This is a genomic window from Halomonas sp. QHL1 (genome assembly GCF_001882345.1).
In the GTDB taxonomy this organism is placed as follows: Bacteria; Pseudomonadota; Gammaproteobacteria; order Pseudomonadales; family Halomonadaceae; genus Vreelandella.
In genome coordinates this window covers 2,566,320-2,580,927 of the sequence record NZ_MINL01000001.1, presented here as the reverse complement: position 1 = coordinate 2,580,927, position 14,608 = coordinate 2,566,320, and the positions used below count along the sequence as shown (strand labels likewise).

The 14,608-nt window shown below is 54.9% G+C and carries 14 protein-coding genes; 4 read left to right on the top strand and 10 right to left on the bottom strand.

From position 1 onward, the window contains the following. Positions 1-94 precede the first annotated feature (94 nt). The 4 genes from QHL1GM_RS11770 to QHL1GM_RS11755 all read right to left on the bottom strand — a co-directional run bounded on the left by QHL1GM_RS11770 (position 95) and on the right by QHL1GM_RS11755 (position 5,103). Positions 95-982 (bottom strand): ABC transporter substrate-binding protein, encoded by an 888-nt coding sequence (locus tag QHL1GM_RS11770; RefSeq protein ID WP_071694647.1) that lies wholly within the window; start codon positions 980-982, stop codon positions 95-97. Positions 983-1,125: 143 nt separating this feature from the next. Beyond that, positions 1,126-3,249: a TonB-dependent siderophore receptor gene (locus QHL1GM_RS11765; RefSeq protein WP_071694646.1), complete on the bottom strand. Its 2,124-nt coding sequence runs from the start codon at positions 3,247-3,249 to the stop codon at positions 1,126-1,128. Positions 3,250-3,407: 158 nt separating this feature from the next. After that, positions 3,408-4,379 carry a helix-turn-helix transcriptional regulator gene (locus tag QHL1GM_RS11760; protein WP_071694645.1) on the bottom strand — a complete coding sequence of 324 codons (972 nt, stop codon included), beginning with the start codon at positions 4,377-4,379 and terminating at the stop codon, positions 3,408-3,410. A gap of 382 nt (positions 4,380-4,761) precedes the next feature. Then, positions 4,762-5,103, bottom strand: coding sequence for an accessory factor UbiK family protein (locus QHL1GM_RS11755; protein ID WP_071694644.1), 342 nt, complete (start codon positions 5,101-5,103; stop codon positions 4,762-4,764). A gap of 357 nt (positions 5,104-5,460) precedes the next feature. On the opposite strand from QHL1GM_RS11755, the gene QHL1GM_RS11750 reads away from it, so the two are divergent. The 3 genes from QHL1GM_RS11750 to glnK all read left to right on the top strand — a co-directional run bounded on the left by QHL1GM_RS11750 (position 5,461) and on the right by glnK (position 7,684). Then, positions 5,461-5,799 carry a P-II family nitrogen regulator gene (locus QHL1GM_RS11750; RefSeq protein ID WP_007112359.1) on the top strand — a complete coding sequence of 113 codons (339 nt, stop codon included), beginning with the start codon at positions 5,461-5,463 and terminating at the stop codon, positions 5,797-5,799. A 107-nt stretch (positions 5,800-5,906) separates the two neighbouring features. Further along, positions 5,907-7,154, top strand: coding sequence for an ammonium transporter (locus QHL1GM_RS11745; protein ID WP_071694643.1), 1,248 nt, complete (start codon positions 5,907-5,909; stop codon positions 7,152-7,154). Positions 7,155-7,345: 191 nt separating this feature from the next. Further along, complete coding sequence (gene glnK / locus QHL1GM_RS11740) at positions 7,346-7,684, top strand: P-II family nitrogen regulator (RefSeq protein ID WP_071695990.1); 339 nt, start codon at positions 7,346-7,348, stop codon at positions 7,682-7,684. Positions 7,685-7,774: 90 nt separating this feature from the next. On the opposite strand, the gene QHL1GM_RS11735 is transcribed toward glnK, so the two are convergent. Beyond that, on the bottom strand, positions 7,775-8,551 hold the full coding sequence (locus tag QHL1GM_RS11735; RefSeq protein WP_071694642.1) for a ferredoxin--NADP reductase: 777 nt from the start codon (positions 8,549-8,551) through the stop codon (positions 7,775-7,777). A gap of 180 nt (positions 8,552-8,731) precedes the next feature. Between QHL1GM_RS11735 and QHL1GM_RS11730 the strand changes: the two genes are divergently transcribed. Further along, entirely contained in the window at positions 8,732-9,658 is a 927-nt protein-coding gene (locus QHL1GM_RS11730) for a LysR family transcriptional regulator (protein ID WP_071694641.1), read from the top strand. A gap of 4 nt (positions 9,659-9,662) precedes the next feature. Here QHL1GM_RS11730 and QHL1GM_RS11725 read toward each other — a convergent pair whose 3' ends face one another. From QHL1GM_RS11725 to phnC, 5 genes are all read right to left on the bottom strand, one after another. Further along, positions 9,663-11,522 (bottom strand): methyl-accepting chemotaxis protein, encoded by a 1,860-nt coding sequence (locus QHL1GM_RS11725; RefSeq protein WP_071694640.1) that lies wholly within the window; start codon positions 11,520-11,522, stop codon positions 9,663-9,665. 123 nt (positions 11,523-11,645) lie between these two features. Next, positions 11,646-12,074: a host attachment protein gene (locus tag QHL1GM_RS11720; protein WP_071694639.1), complete on the bottom strand. Its 429-nt coding sequence runs from the start codon at positions 12,072-12,074 to the stop codon at positions 11,646-11,648. 92 nt (positions 12,075-12,166) lie between these two features. Continuing rightward, positions 12,167-12,976 carry a phosphonate ABC transporter, permease protein PhnE gene (gene phnE / locus QHL1GM_RS11715; protein ID WP_071694638.1) on the bottom strand — a complete coding sequence of 270 codons (810 nt, stop codon included), beginning with the start codon at positions 12,974-12,976 and terminating at the stop codon, positions 12,167-12,169. Beyond that, positions 12,970-13,782 carry a phosphonate ABC transporter, permease protein PhnE gene (gene phnE / locus QHL1GM_RS11710; RefSeq protein WP_071694637.1) on the bottom strand — a complete coding sequence of 271 codons (813 nt, stop codon included), beginning with the start codon at positions 13,780-13,782 and terminating at the stop codon, positions 12,970-12,972. Before phnE (QHL1GM_RS11710) ends, phnE (QHL1GM_RS11715) begins: the two co-directional genes overlap by 7 nt. Next, complete coding sequence (gene phnC / locus QHL1GM_RS11705; RefSeq protein WP_071694636.1) at positions 13,769-14,566, bottom strand: phosphonate ABC transporter ATP-binding protein; 798 nt, start codon at positions 14,564-14,566, stop codon at positions 13,769-13,771. Before phnC ends, phnE (QHL1GM_RS11710) begins: the two co-directional genes overlap by 14 nt. Positions 14,567-14,608 lie beyond the last annotated feature (42 nt).

Here is a 14,608-nt window from a genome sequence, read left to right as displayed (position 1 = left end):
TTAACCCAATGTAAGCAGAAGCTATTTAATCTTAAGTGCTTAACCTATCGTAATTAAGAACGCTTTGGTAGCGTCACGGTTTTTACTTGCCGACTTAGTTACTAACCGCAGGATCTGCTTCTAGCGCAGTAATCAGTTCCTGGGCAAAACGCTGGGCGGAGGGGAGTGCACCGAAGCTCCAGGCGGGCGGCAAGTGAACCAGATTGTCGTGTTTAACGCTGGGGAGTTGCTGCCACAAGCCGCTTTTTGCAAGCTGCTCTTCGACCCCGGCGGGCAGCGGGTCGATGATCACCAGCGTTGCTTCGGGGTAGCGCGCCAGCGCTTCAATCCCCACCAGCGCAAACCCCCAGGCATTGGTGGGCTGATCCCAGGCATTGGGCAGCGCCAGTTGTTCAAGCACCGCGTTATATAAGCTGTTCTCCCCAAACACCCGCACGTGACGGGCATCCATAAACTGCACCATCAAGAGCGGCGCGATTTTTGACTGTGAGAGGGGCCGGGATTCGCGCAGCCTGGTCATCAAAGCTTGGGTTTCTTCAATTAGTTCTTCTGCTTGGGGCTGCCGCTCGGTTAATTCGCCTAGCTGTCGGGTCAGGGTTTGCATCTCTTGCCAGGTATTGGTGCCGGGAGAGTAGAGCGCGAACGAGGTAACCGGGGCGATTCTCTCCAAGCGTGGCTTCAAACCAGCGAACATGGGTGAGATTAGCGTTTGTTTGGGGGGGACTTGGGCCAAAAGTTCTAAATTAGGCTGGGTGCGTAGCCCCATATCGGTGACGTTGTCGGGTATGTGCGGCTCGCCCACCCACTGGTGATAATCGCTCTGCTGAGCAACGCTGCTGACAGGCGCATTGATCGCTAACAGGGTTTCGGCGATGGTCCAGTCCACCGTTGCCCACTGGGCGTGGGCGGTAGCAACGGTCAGCATACAAACGACGAACAGCCCGCAGCGCGCGAGCAAAGAGAGCAGGTTGGTGTGGCGCATGGTGGTGAGAGGCCATCCAGAAAAATAAGAGATGTATTTAAACGATAATATTTATTGTTTGCAAACATGCGCTCAAAGAAAAACCTACCCAGGCGCGGTGGCCTGGGCGGGTTCAAGCACTTAATAATGCCTAGAGAGAATAGTTAGAAACGATAGTGCACGCTGCCGGTTACACCACGCTCGGCGCCGAAGTAGCAGTACTCCAGAGAATTGCAGGAGGCCACGTACTCTTTATCCAGCAGGTTGTTCACGTTTAAGCGTGTTTCGACGCCTTCAACGCCGAGTTGGCTTAGGTCGTAGCCAATGGTGGCATCCACCAGGGTGTAGTCGGGCACGGTTTCGGTATTAGCTCGGTCAGCGGCGATATCCGCGTAGTGGCGTACGCCGACACCCATATCCACGCCGTTTAGCCAGCCGTCGTTGGCCTTGTAGTGGCCCCAGAGCTGTACTTGGTGCCGAGGGGAGTAAATGGCGTTATTGCCCTGGTTGCCGTCATCGCTTTTGGCGTAGGTGATATCGGTGAAGCTGTAGCCTGCCTGGAGCGAGAGAGTATCCGTTAGCTGGGTTTGCGCTTCCAGCTCCAGTCCTTGGGATTCGATTTCACCCACGGCGCGGTAAGGGTCGGTGGGCTGCTCTTTGGTGGCCACATTCTCCTGGCTGATGAGGAACAGCGCGGCGCTGTACTGGCTGGCGCCGCCGTTTGGTTGGAATTTGACGCCGGTTTCCAACTGTTCGCCTTCCATCGGTTGAAGCAGATCGCCATTCTCATCCACGAAACTGGTGGGGGTAAAGGCGGTGGAGTAGCTCAGGTAGGGCGCGATGCCGTTATCGAATAGGTAGACCATTCCGGCACGGCCACTGAACTGGGTATCGTTGAGGGAGCTGGTATCCCCGCTATCGCGGTTGGTATTGTCGATATTAACCCAGTCGTATCGGCCGCCCAAGGTAAAGCGCCAGTTATCGAGGGCTATCTGGTCTTGTAGGTAAACCCCGGTCTGGTCGATCTCATGGCGTTCGCCCAATGGCTGATAAAGCGGGGCGCTAGGGTCTGCGCCATACACAGGGTTAAAGGCGTCAATGGCAGGAAAGACGCCCGAAGGCCATGACACCTCGTTTTCCCGCTGCTGGTAATCCACTCCGAACAGCAGCGTGTGATCCATAAAGCCGCTGCTAATGTTGGCTTCTAACTGGTTTTCGAGCGTCCAGGCTTCCAGCGATTCATCGCTGCCGGAGTAGTAGCGAGTGAGCTCATCAGAGGTCGGTGAAGTCCAGCCAAAGCCGTAGACCTGATTGAGCACCACGTCGGCATTGAGGTAGCGCATCAACTGGCGGCCGGTCACCTGGTCGTTGAAGCGGTGCTCAAGGGCGTAGCCGACCATGCGTTGGGTGCGCTCGTAGGCGTCGTAATCCTCTTCACCATCAAAGAAGTTGTTGCTGATCTTGCGGTCATTATGGGCAACCACGGCCCCCTCATAGGGTACGCCGGAGTGGTAGCCGCCTTCTGGCTCATTCTGCAGGTAGGCTTCTAGGGTTAGGCTGGTGTCTTCGGTGATGTCCCAGGTTAGCCGCGGCGCAAAGGCGTAGCGCTGCTCTTCTGCCGGGCCGAACTGGGTATCCGCGGCGCTGGCTATGCCGGTTAGGCGAAAGGCCACCCGCTGCTCTTCGCCAATAGGCCTGGTGAGGTCAAAAGCGGCACTACGCTGGTTATTATTGCCCACCCGAAAACGCAGCTCACCGCTCTGTTCGAACTCTGGACGCTTGCTGTTTAGGGCGACCACACCGCCAGGGGAGGCGCGTCCATAGAGCACCGAGGCGGGCCCACGCACTACTTCAATGCTTTCTAAAAACCATGGGTCGATGCGCATACTGCTATGAGAGTTAGCGTCGCCCATGACCTTGAGGCCATCCAAAAAGGTGTTGCTCAAGCTGCCGTCAGAAAACCCGCGCAGTACAAGGTAATCAAAGCGGTTGGAGGCGCCAATTTGGTTGCTGTAGACGCCGGGTGTGTAGTCGGTGGCGCGTTGCACGGTACTCACTCCGCGGTTATCCATCTGCTCGCGGGTGATTGTTGACACGCTCTGGGGTATTTCGATGGTGGGCGTTTCCACTTTTGTGGCGGCTTGTTGGGCAGTGACCGTGACAGTTCCCAGCTCTGTGCTTTCTTGAGCGTACAGCGGAGATACCGCCAGTGCGGCGATAACGGCGGCACTGAGTGGAGAACGCAGTAAGAACGGGGCGTTTAAAAAGCGGTGAGGGGTAAAGGACATGGGAAGTACCTGCAATAAGAATCAATTAACCGATGTGTTAATGAGAATTATTGCGCTTAATCGCGGATGAAAGGTATGCGAAATGGCAAAAGGGGTATGCGTAGTGCCAAAAACCGTCCAACAGAGGAGCTTATCGCTCCAAAAATAACGCAGCGGTCTTAGTGACGGTTAAGTACTTCATGGGGAGCAATGCCAAAAGCCCGCTTAAAGGCGGTGGCAAAATTGGTGGCGTGGCGGTAGCCACAGGCGTGAGCGGTTTGCTGCACGCTATAGCCGCGCTGCAGGTCGCGATACGCCAGCACCAAGCGGCACTGGCGAAGGTGATCAAACACAGAATAGCCGTAACAGGCGCGAAACTTCTGGCGCAGGCTGCTGGGGCTCATTGCCGCATCGTGAGCCAAGTCATTCAAACAATAGGTAAGCGTTGGCTGGTCGGCGATGCGCTGATGCAGCTGCTCAAGGCACTGGCGGTCACGCGGGGTTAAGCGAGTTTTGGGGCGCTGAGATGCAGAGTATGCCGCCAACGTCGGCTGTGGGCCCAACGGCAAACCGTGGCCGAGTAGTTGCAGCGCTAGCCCTTGCCATACCAGCGGTTGTCGGCAGGCGCTGGCAGGGTGATCAATGGTGGCGCGTAGAGCATTGATGAGCGATTCAGGCAGCCGCCAGTGGTGCAGCAGCGGCTTAGCGGGTGGTAAGGGGAGACCATGGGGCTGTGTGGCGAGGACGGCGAGGTTTACCGTACGTAGGCGTGACTGCGCGGGCTGGCATACGGTGAGCGAGTGCTGGTAATTGAAGTGGGCGCACAACCCATCGCCTGCTGTTAATGCAAAGCACTGGCTATCTAAGGAGGCAGTAATATGGCCCTCCAGCACCACGCTAATAAACCAGGGCACCGATTGGCGAGAGGCTGACCAGTAGGTGCGCTCTACCTGCAGGTCGGAGAGCGTTAGGTGTAGTGAATCGGGAAGGCTAACATCGTGAACACTGCCTTGAGCGACGGGCGCCAACCCAGCAGATATGCCATCGATTCGGTAATCGATACCGAAGCGCAACCCTAACTGCTGCAACGTTTGGGAGGTAAGGAGTTGCGGCTTTGGGCCCGAAATTGGATGAGCGGCGATGGAGGTCATGGGGCTCGCGCCTTTATGGATGTGCATCAAATTGGCGCATCGGTGCTTAAGGTGATTCGTCAGTAAGAAAGGTTCTGTGCTGGCAACTACCATCGAGTTGCTGAGTCAACGCAGGCTTGCCCTGTCTTGGTGCTTACACGCTATCTTTGTCGACATGGCTTATTGAAGCCGTCGTTCACAAGCTAGCAGTGGGCTTGAAGAGGGCTGTGATACGAGGAAGGTACCATTGGCAGGCAAAATGTCAATGATATTGATTCGTGTTTATCGGTTGAGTGAGGTCACTAGAAATTATCCGCGAGAAATCATCTAGAGGTAGCAGTGCTAGCCGTGGGGGTATCGGCAATAGAGGAAAGCAGGCTATTGCCGATATGAGCTCTAACGTTTAGGCGGGTTTATCATCTTCATCCGGGTGGCTAGAAGGCTCTGGAGTGGGCGTGGGCGGTACTTCTGCTTCCATTGGCGTGTCAGCGGATTCCGTGGAGGCTTCAACGGCTGCTTCAAGGTTGGCGACTTGGCGCTCTAACGCCTCTACCCGCGAACGGGTGCGCTGCAGTACATCCATCAAAATGTCGAAATCCTCCCGCGAGACAAGCTCCAGGCGGTCAAAGGCGCCACGCACGACTTGTTGCACGCCCTTTTGAATATCTTCCGGCGCCTGGGAGGCGTTTTGTAAACGGTCACCAATCTGCTGGGCCAATCGGCTAATGCGGTCTTGAGGCGCCATAGCTGCTCTCTCCTTAATAACTCAATAAATGAACATATATAAAATTGCTTACCGGTAAGGATACGCAACAGTTGGCGAATTCGCATGTATCACGTGCTTTTACTGCTGAACGCGTGGTTTGCATCGAAATGAAGCAAGCAACTTTTGCTTACGCCCTTTTTTGGTGCAATAGCTGGGGTGTGCGAATGGACTTGCCCAGTCTTAGCGCTGTAGAGCGCTTTGCTTGTCGACTAATTAGCTGACTTATAAGAAAAAAAAGTCAGCTGGCACAGTATGCGCATTATCGGTTCAGGTGCTTATTCTGGCGGCTGCGCCGCTACCAATCTAGCAAGACTTATCCAGCAGGGGAGATCCGGGATGAAACTCATCACCGCTATCATCAAGCCATTTAAGCTCGACGACGTTCGTGAGGCATTAGCCGACAACGGCGTTCAGGGTATTACGGTCACCGAAGTTAAAGGTTTTGGCCGTCAAAAAGGGCATACCGAGTTGTATCGCGGCGCGGAGTATGTCGTCGACTTTCTACCCAAGGTAAAAGTTGAAGTGGCCGTGGACGACGCCCGTTTAGAGAGTGTATTGGATGCGATCTGTAGCGCGGCTAACAGCGGCAAGATCGGCGACGGCAAGGTGTTTGTTACGCCACTGGAAGACGTGATCCGTATCCGTACCGGTGAGCGCGGCGCCGACGCCGTTTAATGACGGCTGGCCAGGTTGTCTTCCACGTCTAGCTACCTTTGGTACTTACAACTTTAGTACTTACAACTAGCACGTGTAACTTCTCATAATATAACGGGGAACACCTTATGAATGAGTTAGCTGATTTGAGCTACGCGCTCGATACGTTCTACTTTCTAATTTGCGGCGTGCTCGTCATGTGGATGGCGGCAGGCTTCTCCATGTTAGAAGCGGGCTTGGTACGCTCCAAGAACACCGCAGAGATCCTCACCAAGAACATTGCGCTGTTTGCGATTGCCTGCACCATGTATCTGCTGGTGGGTTACTACATTATGTATTCCAGCAGCGCTGGCGGCTTCCTACCCAATCTGGGCTTCCTGATTGGCGCTGAAAACAGTGTGGATGCGGTTACTGCTGGCGGCGATGACGCGCCTTACTATTCTATGCGTTCTGACTTCTTCTTCCAGGTGGTATTCGTTGCGACGGCCATGTCGATTGTGTCGGGTGCCGTGGCTGAGCGCATGAAACTGTGGGCATTCCTAGCCTTTGCCGTTGTCATGACCGCGTTTATCTACCCGGTGTCTGGCTACTGGACCTGGGGCGGCGGCTGGTTGTCTGAAGTAGGCTACTCTGACTATGCGGGTTCAGGCATTGTGCACCTTGCCGGTGCAGCTGCAGCGCTAGCGGGTGTGATCGTGCTAGGCCCACGTAAAGGCAAATACGGCAAAGACGGCTCTATCCACGCGATTCCGGGTGCCAACATGCCGCTGGCTACCTTGGGTACTTTCATCCTGTGGATGGGCTGGTTCGGTTTTAACGGCGGCTCTGAACTCAAGCTGGCGGCTGTCGATTCTGCTAACAATGTGGCGCAAGTATTTGTTAATACTAACGCGGCGGCGGCGGGTGGTGTGATTGCCGCGCTGATTCTGGCCAAACTGTGGTTCCGTAAAGCGGATCTGACCATGGCGTTGAACGGTGCACTGGCGGGTTTGGTCGCCATTACCGCTGATCCGCTCTCCCCGACTGCACTGGGTGCCACTATTATCGGTGCAGTAGGTGGCATCATCGTGGTGGCTGCGATCGTTACCCTCGATAAGCTGAAGCTAGATGATCCGGTCGGTGCGATCTCTGTACACGGTGTTGTCGGTATCTGGGGCGTACTGGCGGTGCCTTTGACCAATGACGGCGCATCATTTGGTGCTCAGATCATCGGTATTGCAGGTATCTTTGGTTGGGTCTTCCTGGCAAGCCTGGTGGTATGGCTAATCTTGAAAGCCATCATGGGCATCCGGGTTAGCGAAGAAGAAGAGTATGAAGGCGTTGATATCGCAGAGTGCGGTCTCGAAGCCTACCCAGAGTTTGGTATTAAGAAATAAACAGCGGTATTAAGAAATAATTTAATGCTGACTTAGTGAGCTGGTGTGCTCCTTATAGCCTCCCCTAAAGTGGGAGGCTTTTTTATTCTCTGCCGATAGCGGTGTATGCTGGTGGTCAGCGGTTATCGGTTGCGGCACTCGCAGCTGTTCAACCCGACCCCATTACGGCCACCCAGTTAGAGGAAATGGTAATGAAATTGATCACAGCTATTATCAAGCCGTTTAAGCTCGACGATGTGCGCGAGTCGCTCTCCGACATCGGCGTGCAGGGTATTACGGTGACGGAAGTGAAGGGCTTTGGGCGCCAGAAAGGGCATACCGAACTGTATCGCGGCGCTGAGTATGTGGTGGACTTCCTGCCCAAGGTGAAGCTAGAAGTCGCCGTGGACGACGAGATGGCCGAACAGGTGATCGATGCCATCACCCAGGTGGCGAACACGGGTAAAATCGGCGACGGCAAAATCTTTGTGATGCCGCTGGAGCAGGTGATTCGTATCCGTACTGGCGAAACGGGTAAAGACGCGGTTTAAACGCGCCAGAATGCAGAACCCCCGCTGGTCGGTTTATATCTTCAAACCGATCAGCGGGGGTTTTTGATTAGCTACTGGTTAGTCGAGCGCTTATTTCTCGACAAACGCACGCTCAATGACGTAGTCGCCCGGCTCGCCCATGCGCGGCGAAATATTCAAGCCCAGCTCGTCTAGCAGTGCGCTGGTATCGTCCAGCATGGCGGGGCTGCCGCAGATCATCGCGCGATCCTGGCGCGGATCGATGGGCGGGAGGCCGGTATCTTCAAACAGCTTGCCCGAACGAATATGGTCGGTCAGGCGTCCCATGGTGTGGAATTCTTCCCGAGTAACGGTTGGGTAGTAGACCAGCTTTTCAGCAATGTCTTCACCCAGGTATTCATGGGCTGGCAGCTCTTTGGTGATGAAGTCGGCGTAGGCCAGTTCCGAGACTTCGCGCACCCCGTGCACCAGTACTACCTTCTCATAACGTTCATATACTTCAGGGTCCTGAATCAAGCTCATAAACGGCGCCAAACCGGTACCGGTGGAAAGCATATACAGGTTGCGGCCGGGAAGCAGGTCGTCGGTGACCAGTGTGCCGGTGGGCTTGCGGCTGACCATAATCTGGTCGCCCACTTTCAGGTGCTGGAGGCGTGAAGTGAGCGGGCCGTCGGGCACTTTAATGCTGAAGAACTCAAGGTGGTCTTCGTAGTTAGGGCTGGCAATCGAGTAAGCGCGCATCAGTGGTTTGCCATTCACTTCCAAGCCAATCATCACAAACTGACCGGTTTTGAAGCGCAGGCTACGCTCACGGGTGGTGCGGAAGCTGAACAGGGTGTCGTTCCAGTGATGAACGCTAAGCACTTCTTCCAGAGCAAACTTACTCATGCCGTTTTCTCCATTAGTCGATGCTGGCGCTAGACCGCATCGGTCATATTCTTAAAAAGAATAAAAAAGATTAAATATGTTGCCAGCAAGTCTAAGCAAAGAGTGGTATATCTGTTAAGCGAATTATATTGATAACAGTTATCTGAAAAATAGATATAGATCAAATACAGGTCAGACTCTATGCATTACACCTTGCGGCAGTTGGAAGTCTTTGTGGCGGTTGCCCAACATGAGAGCGTCTCCCATGCGGCGCGGGCGCTGGCTATGTCTCAGTCGGCGACCAGCACGGCGCTTGCGGAGCTTGAGCGGCAGTTCGACTGCCAACTGCTGGATCGGATCGGAAAACGATTAAAACTCAATGCACTGGGTTTTCAGCTGTTGCCCAAAGCGGTGGCGCTGCTTGATCGCGGTGAAGAGATTGAAGAGATGCTACGTGGCCAGAAAGGGGTTGGTTCGCTGGACGTAGGGGCCACGCTGACCATTGGTAACTACCTCGCCACGCTGCTCATCAGCGACTTTATGCAGCGCCACCCCGGCAGCCGGGTGCGCTTGGCGGTACGCAATACGCGCCATATTATCGAAGGCGTGCGCCAGCACTCGCTGGATTTAGGCTTGATTGAGGGGCAGTGCGACGATGACATGATCATTAGCCAGCCTTGGGTGGAAGATGAGCTGTGTGTGTTTTGCTCGCCGCGCCACCCGCTGGCAGGTCGCGAGCATCTTGAACTTGAGCAGCTGCTGCGAGAGGACTGGATTATGCGCGAAGAGGGCTCCGGCACCCGCATGACCCTGGAGCACGCCGCCCGCCACCGCCGCAGTCGGTTTAACACCTTGCTGGAGTTAGAGCATACGGAAGGTATTAAACGTGCCGTGGAGTCGGGGCTGGGGATTGGCTGTGTTTCGCGCCTGGCGCTGCGTGATGCCTTCCGGCGCGGCAGCTTGGTGCCGCTGCCCACGCCGGAGCTGGATCTAAAGCGTCAATTCACGTTTATTTGGCACCGGCATAAGTACCTCACCACCGGCGTGCGCGAATTCCTGCGCCTGTGCCGTGAAATGACGGCCGGAGCCAAGCGTAGCGACGATATTGCGCTGCCGCCAATTCCTTAATCACTCAAAATGCTGCCAAAGCCTTGGCCGAGTTTGATGTTAAGGGCGCAGGCGGGTGTTGTGACAGCTTGAAACTGCTAATCGTGCCTGACAGGTGATCGGCCTGTTCTTTTAGTTGTTCGGCGGCGGTCGTGGACTCTTCCACCATGGCCGCGTTCTCCTGGGTCATGCGATCCAGTTCGGCAACCGCAATGTTGACCTGATTGATGCCATCGCTCTGTTCGCTGGTGGCCGCATTGATCTCCTCCAATACATCGGTCACGCGGGTAATGTGCGCGACGATATCCTGCATAGTGGTTCCGGCATTTCGCACCAAGTTGGTGCCGTTATTCACCTTGCTTTGTGAATCTTCGATCAGCTTTTGGATATCGTTGGCGGCATCGCTGCTGCGACCGGCCAGCTTGCGTACCTCATCGGCCACCACGGCAAAACCTCGGCCATGCTCGCCAGCACGGGCGGCTTCCACTGAAGCGTTAAGCGCCAGCAGGTTGGTCTGGAAGGAAATGCTGTTCATTAGCGTGACGATTTCACCGATTTTATCGGAGGCGCGAGTGATGTCTTCCATGGTTGTCACCACATCCGCCACGACTTTCCCGCCTTCGTTGGCCACTTCAGAAGCAGTCTGAGAGAGCTTGTTGGCTTCCTGAGCTGAGGCGGCGGTGTGCTGCACGGTACTGGTGATTTGTTCAATCGAGGCGGATGTTTGCTGCAGGCTAGAGGCAGCGTTATCGGTACGACGGGATAAATCCTGGCCGCCCATGGCGATCTCGTTGGCCGCGTGGTGAACGGATTCGCTGCTGGTGCGTACATCCGTGAGTACGGCTTCCATTTTGCCTACAAAACGGTTGAAGGCGCTGGCAATTTGAGCCACCTCATCATTGCCCTGTTCGGGAAGGCGCTGGGTTAAGTCGCCATCCCCTGAAGCTATGTTATCCATCGCGTCACGCGCAACCAACAAACGGCGCAGCAGCAATGAAAGCAGTAAGCCAAATACTACCGCAGTGATCGCTGCCACAATTAGTAGCGTGATTATCGACGTCGTAGCTATCGCGCGCAGGCCAGCGGTTGCCTCGGCTTCATCCAGCGCGACCACCAATTGCCAATCGCTATTGCCGCCCACAGGTCGGCTAAGTAGTAGCTTGCTGCTCTCCTCAAGAGTTATTTGTTGGGGGTTAGTAGCGGATGCAAGCTGTTGTAAATAAGCGGCGTTTAATTCATTACTCAAGGTGGTAGATGGCTCGAGCGTAAGCTCACTATTGGGATGGGCAACTAGTGTGCCATCACCTGTTACCAGGAAACCGAAGCTGGAAGGAGTAGGAGATATACCATCAACTATGGCCACCATATTGCTGATGTTTACGTCGGCGCCTATTACCGCCTGTAGCTGTTTGTTTTGGTAAAACGGCCGGGCAAAGGTAACGACAAGGTCGCCGCTTTGGGCATCAACATAGGGGGCAGTAACAATGGTGTCTTCGGCGTTTTCAGCTGCTTGATACCAAGGACGCAAGCGAGGATCAAAATCTGCAGGTGGCTCCCACCCGTCGAAGAAAATTGTTTCACCGCTTTCGGCATAACCTATATAAGTGGCCATGAAATCGCCAGAGGTCGTTAACTGGCGCAGCGCAGCACGAGGGTTGCTACTAGCGGCAGCTTCTTTCATACCTGTTAGCATGGTACTACGCGACTCCATCCATTCGTGGAGTGCGCTGCTATTGCCGCTAACCACGGCGTTAAGGTTACGGGTTATTTGTTGATCATTATGGTGTTTTACCGTGGTGTAACTGGCAATGCCGTTAATTACCAGAGCGAGGGTGATCGCCACTAAAGCGGCTAATAAAATACGTGCTCGGAGGGTAGATAACATGGTCGCTCTCGACGTCGAAGTGCATGTCAGTACTTGGGGAGGTACCGTTTATAATGTCTTCTAGGCTATCGGCGAGAGCGACCCTTTCTTTAACCTTGAATTGGCTTTAAGTTTCAGATATTGCTAGCGTAAATCGCTAACCGCATGTTGGATATCGGCCAGTGACGCTTTACTTAGATCTTTTGATAGGGAGTGAATCACCAGCTTCTGCGTGGGACCATCGAGCTTATCCCGTAAGAGGCCTAAAAATTTGGGCGGTGCGACCATAATCAGCTTCTCTAAGCTGTTATCCACCCGGGCGCTATACAGGCGGTTGGCGACCTCTTTAGCGAACAGCTCGTTTTCATGTTTGGAGGCCGCTCCCTCTTCGCCGGAAGAGCGTGCCGTGCTAGACATCGACTCGTGCACATCACCGCGACGGTCGGTGATCAAATCACCTTCATGCAGCCGTCCTTCTGCGTGAACCAAGCTCTCCTGTTCCGCCAGCGTCAAGGCATCACGAGTAAAGATACGTGCGCGGGCGGCATCGGCTACCACGATATAGGTTGTCATCGCTGTGCATACTCCATGTCGTTGGTGGTCATCTAACCATGGCAAGCGTTTGGCGTTAGGTCAAACGCTTGCCTCGGCTTAAGCAACGTGGGTTACAGCACCTTGCTACGCAGCAGACTGGTGACCGCTTCACCAATCAGCACCAGCACAATAATGGCAATCAAAATGGTCGCTACGGTGGGCCAGGCGAAGGTATCAATGGCACCTTGCAGGATGACCCCAATACCGCCCGCACCCACTAAACCAAGCACCGTCGATTCACGAATATTGATATCCCAACGCAGGATGACGATGGCAAAAAACGCGGGCATGACCTGGGGCACAATCGCGTAGGCGACCACTTTGGCCTTGGAGGCCCCGGTGGCTTCCATCGCCTCTACCGGGCGCCGGTCAATCTCCTCTATTGCTTCACCCATTAGCTTGCCGATAAAACCAATGGAGCGAAACACAATGGCGAGAATGCCCGCTAAGACACCGGGGCCAAAAATCGCTACAAACAGCAGTGCCCAGATAATGGTATTCACCGAACGGCTGGAGACCAGGATAAAGCGCCCCAGCCACAGGCAGGCGCGGTTAGGCGTGGTGTTCTGGGCGGCAATGTAGGCCACCGGTAGCGCCAAGAAGATGGTTAAGAAAGTAGCCAGCGTAGCGATATGCACGGTTTCAATCAGCGCGGCGATAATGCCATTTAGCCCAGCTGGGCTGGGCGGCCACATGCGCGCGCCCAGCGCGGAGATTTGATTGGGCGCGTCCCATACCCAGGGCCAGAAAATATCAATATCGCGCACCGCCCAAACCACTAACATCAAGGTTGCTAGCAGAACGGCGTAACGTATAAGGCGCTGTTTGCGGTCGTAGCGTTGCCAAACCCGGTCGGCAAGCTGCTGTGCGTGATCTACCATATTTTTTTCCTTACCCAGCCGCTGACACCTTCACTGAGCAAAATGACCGCGATGATAATGAGCAGAATCGCAAAGGCGAAATCGTAGTCGTAGCGTCCAAAGGCATTCATTAGCGTACCGCCAATGCCGCCTGCCCCCACGATTCCAACCACTGCTGATGCGCGCAAGTTGCTGTCCAGTTGGTACATGGAAAGCCCCACTTGGCGTGGCAGTATCTGCGGAAAAACGGCATAGAACAGAATCGCCACATAGCCCGCCCCGGCGGCTTTCATGGCTTCTACCTGGCCCCAGTTAATCTCCTCTATCTCTTCGGCCAGCAGTTTGCCTACGAAGCCGACGGAGTAGAGGGTTAGGGTCAAAATCCCTGCTAGCGGCCCAAACCCAACCGCGGCCACAAATAGAATTGCCACGATTACGGGATGAAAGCTGCGCGATACAATAATCACTGCGCGGCCAATAACATAGATAGGCATTGGGGCGATATTACGCGCCGCCATCACGGCAAACGGAATAGAGAGCAAAACCCCCATCAAAGTCGCCAAAATGGCGATTTGGAAGCTCTCTTTAAAGCCAGTAATCAGTAGCTCGTAGCGCTCTAAATTGGGCGGGAAGCCGCCGCTAAAAATACGTGCTGCGCGGGGCAACCCTTCAGAGATACGCGCCCAGTTGAATGGCAGCGAGCCGAAGGCCCAGACCAAGTAGATGACCGCGACGATGATCAGCCCATAGCGCAGCACAGGGTTGGCAATAAACGGCGGCTTTTTCCAGGTGCGCGGCGCTGTAGAAGGGGCGTCAGGCGGAGTCATGGGTGTGCTCCTCCGCTGGCGTATCGGTGATCGCGTCGTCCGGCGCTTCAATGCCGCCGTAAATGGCGTCTAACGCGTCTTTATTGAAGTCGGCAGGTAAGCCATCAAATATCATCTTGCCGTGGCGTAGACCCACGATGCGCTCGGTGTAGGTTTTGGCCTGAGCAACGTTATGGATGTTGATAAGCACCGGCAGCGACAGCTCGCTGGCCAAGCTTTGCAGCAGAACCATAATCTGCTCAGAAGTGCGCGGGTCTAGTGAGGCGGTGGGCTCATCGGCGAGCAGCACTTCAGGTTCCTGCATTAGAGCGCGCACCACGCCTACCCGCTGGCGCTCGCCGCCTGAAAGCTCATCAGCACGCTTGTTGGCGTAATGAGCAATGCCCACCCGCTCCATCAGTACAAACGCACGCTCAATATCTGTCTGGGGGTAGCGGCGCGATATCGCTTGATAGAGATTGACGTAACCCAGCCGTCCGGCCAGCACGTTCTCCATCACGGTTAAGCGATCCAGCAGGTTAAAGCCCTGGAACACCATGCCGATTTTACGGCGCGCGCGGCGCAGCTCGGCGCCTTTAAGGTTCACTAGCTCGTTGCCGTTGAGTTTGATGGAGCCCGAAGTTGGCTCAACCAAGCGATTAATACATCTCAGCATGGTGCTTTTACCTGCACCCGAGGCGCCTACGATAGAAACAACGCTGTTTCCCTCTACCTTGAGGTCAAGCCCTTTCAGCACGGCTTCATCGTGGCCATAACGTTTGACCAGATTGGTAATTTCCAGCATGTGTCCGCTTCCATCGTCGAGACAATAACCGCACCGCCAGCG

What these genes read in the sequence shown, in the direction of transcription:
- QHL1GM_RS11770 (WP_071694647.1), bottom strand. Translation starts at nt 982, where the DNA reads ATGCGCCACACCAACCTGCTCTCTTTGCTCGCGCGCTGCGGGCTGTTC.
- QHL1GM_RS11765 (WP_071694646.1), bottom strand. Translation starts at nt 3,249, where the DNA reads ATGTCCTTTACCCCTCACCGCTTTTTAAACGCCCCGTTCTTACTGCGT.
- QHL1GM_RS11760 (WP_071694645.1), bottom strand. Translation starts at nt 4,379, where the DNA reads ATGACCTCCATCGCCGCTCATCCAATTTCGGGCCCAAAGCCGCAACTC.
- QHL1GM_RS11755 (WP_071694644.1), bottom strand. Translation starts at nt 5,103, where the DNA reads ATGGCGCCTCAAGACCGCATTAGCCGATTGGCCCAGCAGATTGGTGAC.
- QHL1GM_RS11750 (WP_007112359.1), top strand. Translation starts at nt 5,461, where the DNA reads ATGAAACTCATCACCGCTATCATCAAGCCATTTAAGCTCGACGACGTT.
- QHL1GM_RS11745 (WP_071694643.1), top strand. Translation starts at nt 5,907, where the DNA reads ATGAATGAGTTAGCTGATTTGAGCTACGCGCTCGATACGTTCTACTTT.
- glnK (WP_071695990.1), top strand. Translation starts at nt 7,346, where the DNA reads ATGAAATTGATCACAGCTATTATCAAGCCGTTTAAGCTCGACGATGTG.
- QHL1GM_RS11735 (WP_071694642.1), bottom strand. Translation starts at nt 8,551, where the DNA reads ATGAGTAAGTTTGCTCTGGAAGAAGTGCTTAGCGTTCATCACTGGAAC.
- QHL1GM_RS11730 (WP_071694641.1), top strand. Translation starts at nt 8,732, where the DNA reads ATGCATTACACCTTGCGGCAGTTGGAAGTCTTTGTGGCGGTTGCCCAA.
- QHL1GM_RS11725 (WP_071694640.1), bottom strand. Translation starts at nt 11,522, where the DNA reads ATGTTATCTACCCTCCGAGCACGTATTTTATTAGCCGCTTTAGTGGCG.
- QHL1GM_RS11720 (WP_071694639.1), bottom strand. Translation starts at nt 12,074, where the DNA reads ATGACAACCTATATCGTGGTAGCCGATGCCGCCCGCGCACGTATCTTT.
- phnE (WP_071694638.1), bottom strand. Translation starts at nt 12,976, where the DNA reads ATGGTAGATCACGCACAGCAGCTTGCCGACCGGGTTTGGCAACGCTAC.
- phnE (WP_071694637.1), bottom strand. Translation starts at nt 13,782, where the DNA reads ATGACTCCGCCTGACGCCCCTTCTACAGCGCCGCGCACCTGGAAAAAG.
- phnC (WP_071694636.1), bottom strand. Translation starts at nt 14,566, where the DNA reads ATGCTGGAAATTACCAATCTGGTCAAACGTTATGGCCACGATGAAGCC.